A 3,539-nucleotide genomic window follows, 5' to 3' on the forward strand; every position below is an offset into this window, starting at 1 on the left:
TCCCTCAACCTCACCAACTGCGCCTCGATCGCCATTTACGAGGCCTGGCGGCAGTTGGGTTTTGCCGGCGGCGCGTGATGAAACAGTCCAGTGGACTGTTTCATAGCGACATCTCGTCCGACACCACGGAGGACGAGATAACAACCAGCCGGCTGAAAGCCGACCTTAATTGCAACCAGCGCGTGAATTATCCTATTCGTTCACACCTTTATGCGATTTGACGAGATCCGCTCCAACTGCCCAGATGAACAACCACAACGCGTAGAAGGCATATCCTTCGAATTGTATATACAGGTAGGCAAGCAGCAGCATCCAGCAGGCCGTTGTGATATTCCATGAGTGATGCTTCGTCACAAACCACAACAGCACCACGAACAGCACCAGCATCATCAGCAATCCGAATTCCGTGACGAAGCTGACATAGGCGTTCATGGTGAAGTAGTAATCCTCATTATTGGTATTGCCTATCAGACGGATCTCGCCGTTGCCTTCGGTCTTCGCACCATGAGCATCAAGGATCGCACGCGCTTCGGCATAGCCCCGAAGCATCGCCTCTTTGATATTTCCGGCACCGAATCCGAATAGCAAATGAGGTAGGTCTCGAAGACCCGCAACGATCGGGGCAATAGAGCGGAAGATACGGGCGAGCATGGAAAAGTCACCAGTCAGCATGCCTTGCGTCAGCAGGGCATGCACACGATCATTGGCAGTCAGCGCCACAGTTCCGGCAGTTCCAATGCCCACGCAGGCAATCACCGCGAGGATCCTGTCCCGCCAACGCTTCCAATCCGCCATGGTTATACTCCACAGCAACAGCGCAACCACTGTATCGATCAGAATGCGCACGCCAACGCCCATTGCCGCGGAGCCGACGGCGAATCCCAAAGCCACTACAACCAGCGACCTTCGCCGAGTAATCCAGAACAGCGGCAGCAATACACCAAAAAGGTGCATGCCAATATATGAGGGCTCAGCGAACAGGAATTGCGGCTTGCGAGGCACATAATTGCGGTACATCACCTGCTGCGACAAGCGGGTCAACCACGGCAGACCTTTACTGCGGTCCAGCCACTCCAGCACGCCCACTGCAAATGCCATGCAATAGACAACAACGAGCAGTGTCACCGCTTTATGCCAGTCAAGCTGCTTGAGCCTAAACGCAATGTCAAGGGAAGCGAGGCACGCCAACCCGCCAATCAGCGCGCACGCAATCTGCCCAACATGTAATGACGAGAAACCGACGGTGGCCCATCCGTAGCACGAAACCACTATCAGCGCCGCGAACAGTAAATAGAACGGAGCGAATCGGCGGATGGAACGCACGAGCAGACGCGGATTGCACAGGGCATATGCCAGCAGAAATGCTGGAGCGATCGGCGTCCAGTACGGCATGTCAATGCCGAATCTGGTGCCGTCGATCGGCAGCGTCACAATTGCCGCGATAAGAAATATCTCCGTCCAGCCCGCAATCAGCGGACTCGAGCTACCTCTCATACAAAAACGCCTAATGTCTACCATGCTTCGATTTCTGTTTACGAGATATAATTAATACTAATATAATCGATACTAGAACTATAACGATAAATACAATTAGTGTGATTTGCTTATAATTTAAAGAAGTATTATTTGAATCGGTAGGAGTAGCGCTTTCAGCATTATCTATTTTCCCTGCTTTCTTGCTACCTGAATCAATTTGCGCTACAAGAGATTCGACTTTTTGTGCAACAATTTCATGCCCTTTTGCATTAGGATGAGTTTGATCAGACTGCCACGTATCACTTGTGTCTCTCAGCCAATCAATACAATCATCAGCCACATATACACCACTAATACCTTGAGCTGTGTTGATCAATTCTTCTGAAACTGGAAGCATTTTAGAAAGGAGACTCAGATTCTTAGGAGATGGTGCAGCAATCTCAGGTATATAGATAAGCTGTGCCTTGGGAAGATCTGCATGTATTGTTGTAAGCAAATCTTTCATCTTAGTCTTAATATCTTGCACAGAGGTTCCACTCTGAATATCGTTGACAAAACCAACAACAAAGACTCTATGAACATATTGCGCGTTATTCCCTAACGCATAACGAGCTTTTGCATATTGATCAGCATATGTTCTTCCATCATGCACCCATTTTGTGTCCTTCCAACCAGAACCCCCAACCGCATAATTAACTTCTTGTGCGTTATCTTTGTCTGAAAATAATTTGCTCCAACGCTGGATACTGGATACTCCAATTGCAGAAGTAGTTGAATCACCCAAGAACAAATCAATTTTATTGACTTCCTCTGTTTCTGCATATGCCGTAACAGGTAGCAGCGAAATAAATAATATAGTAATTACAGAGATAATAGGCCTAAGAATTCTCATTTATTCACCTTTTTCGAAGATTTGCTGACTCTTCCCCCAAGCAACATCTTTATCGGACTTAGAGGGAACGAATTAAGTGTCTTGCAAATGAATAGACAGAATATGCAAAGCACTAAAGGAAGTGTGCAATATTCAATTACAACGAGAAACGGGATTTGTGGAATAATCATCGAAGCTATTTTTCTGAAGAAACGCAAAAAATATTCATGGAAGCAAAATACTCCGAAAGACCAAGGAGCGATTTGTAGTAAAATTTTATCATGTTTACTATCGATAAGATAATACCCTATCCGTAAATATAATATGCCACCCACAATAACCATGGGAAAAACAAAAATAGAATATGTATATCTAAATGGAATCAGAAAACATACAGTAATAGCGACATAAGATACAAGAATTAAACCGATATTGATGTTTGCAACTCTTTCCAATGAAATACCAAATTTAATAACATAATACCCGAGTGCAAAACTGAATAGGGTTAACCCATAAGTCCCAATTTGCATTAAAGCTATTGATATAGCCAGTAAAATAATTCCAGAAATATATGGGCTCAAGTCTATGGCTTTTTTTATCAAGCTAGCAAAAATATTAACTAAAAATAAATCACGAATAAACCAGAATGGATAAACAAAGGGGGTTCCATAGACAAAACCAGTATATGCGTCAAGCCAATCTAAAGGCGTCCACTGAATAACGGGCTTACCCCAGAGAACAACTTGACTGTCGAAATGGAAGAGCGTAAGAAGTGGATCATAAAGTTGCATCACAAAAACAACCAATATCCAGAATGAAATAAAAGCTATATAAGGAAGAAGCAGTGACAAACACTTCTTTCTGAAATTGCTTTTAAATGTAAATATTTTTTTATACGTCAATATTGATGACAAAAAGAAGAATAAAGCAATACCAGAAGTTCCCGCAGGACCTCGCATCAGAAAAGAAAAAGCGGTAATTATTGGAGAGTCAATTGCTTTTAAAACCGGTATAGTATGCACATATATTACCCCGATGATCATGATCAATCTAACAATATTAATCATTTGTGAAGTGCGCAGCGAAATGTGATAGACTTCTTTTCTCATTCTTCTTCCCCAACTTGCAATATGACTTTTTTATTCTACCCTATAGTGAGCAAGTTTCACTTTGAAGTGGCCTGATTTTTGTT

3 protein-coding genes and 1 pseudogene are annotated in these 3,539 nt (G+C 43.7%); 1 reads left to right on the forward strand and 3 read right to left on the reverse strand.

Annotated elements, in window-relative coordinates:
* Nucleotides 1–78 (forward strand): annotated as a pseudogene (locus B2994_RS04060) (tRNA (cytidine(34)-2'-O)-methyltransferase); the annotation flags it as partial.
* Nucleotides 79–192: 114 nt separating this feature from the next.
* On the opposite strand, the gene B2994_RS04065 reads toward B2994_RS04060, so the two are convergent.
* The 3 genes from B2994_RS04065 to B2994_RS04075 are packed head-to-tail and all read right to left on the reverse strand — an operon-like array spanning nucleotide 193 to nucleotide 3,456.
* The gene (locus B2994_RS04065) at nucleotides 193–1,518 is read right to left on the reverse strand and encodes a hypothetical protein (RefSeq protein WP_291527100.1); all 1,326 of its coding nucleotides are present in this window, start codon (nucleotides 1,516–1,518) and stop codon (nucleotides 193–195) included.
* Nucleotides 1,505–2,368, reverse strand: coding sequence for an SGNH/GDSL hydrolase family protein (locus B2994_RS04070; protein WP_291527101.1), 864 nt, complete (start codon nucleotides 2,366–2,368; stop codon nucleotides 1,505–1,507). Before B2994_RS04070 ends, B2994_RS04065 begins: the two co-directional genes overlap by 14 nt.
* Nucleotides 2,365–3,456, reverse strand: a complete 1,092-nt coding sequence (locus tag B2994_RS04075; protein WP_291527102.1) for an acyltransferase family protein — start codon at nucleotides 3,454–3,456, stop codon at nucleotides 2,365–2,367. The genes B2994_RS04070 and B2994_RS04075 overlap by 4 nt, the downstream gene beginning before the upstream one ends.
* Nucleotides 3,457–3,539: the final 83 nt, after the last annotated feature.

Origin of the sequence: Bifidobacterium sp. UBA744 (assembly GCA_002298605.1) — a bacterium.
Lineage (GTDB): Bacteria > Actinomycetota > Actinomycetes > Actinomycetales > Bifidobacteriaceae > Bifidobacterium.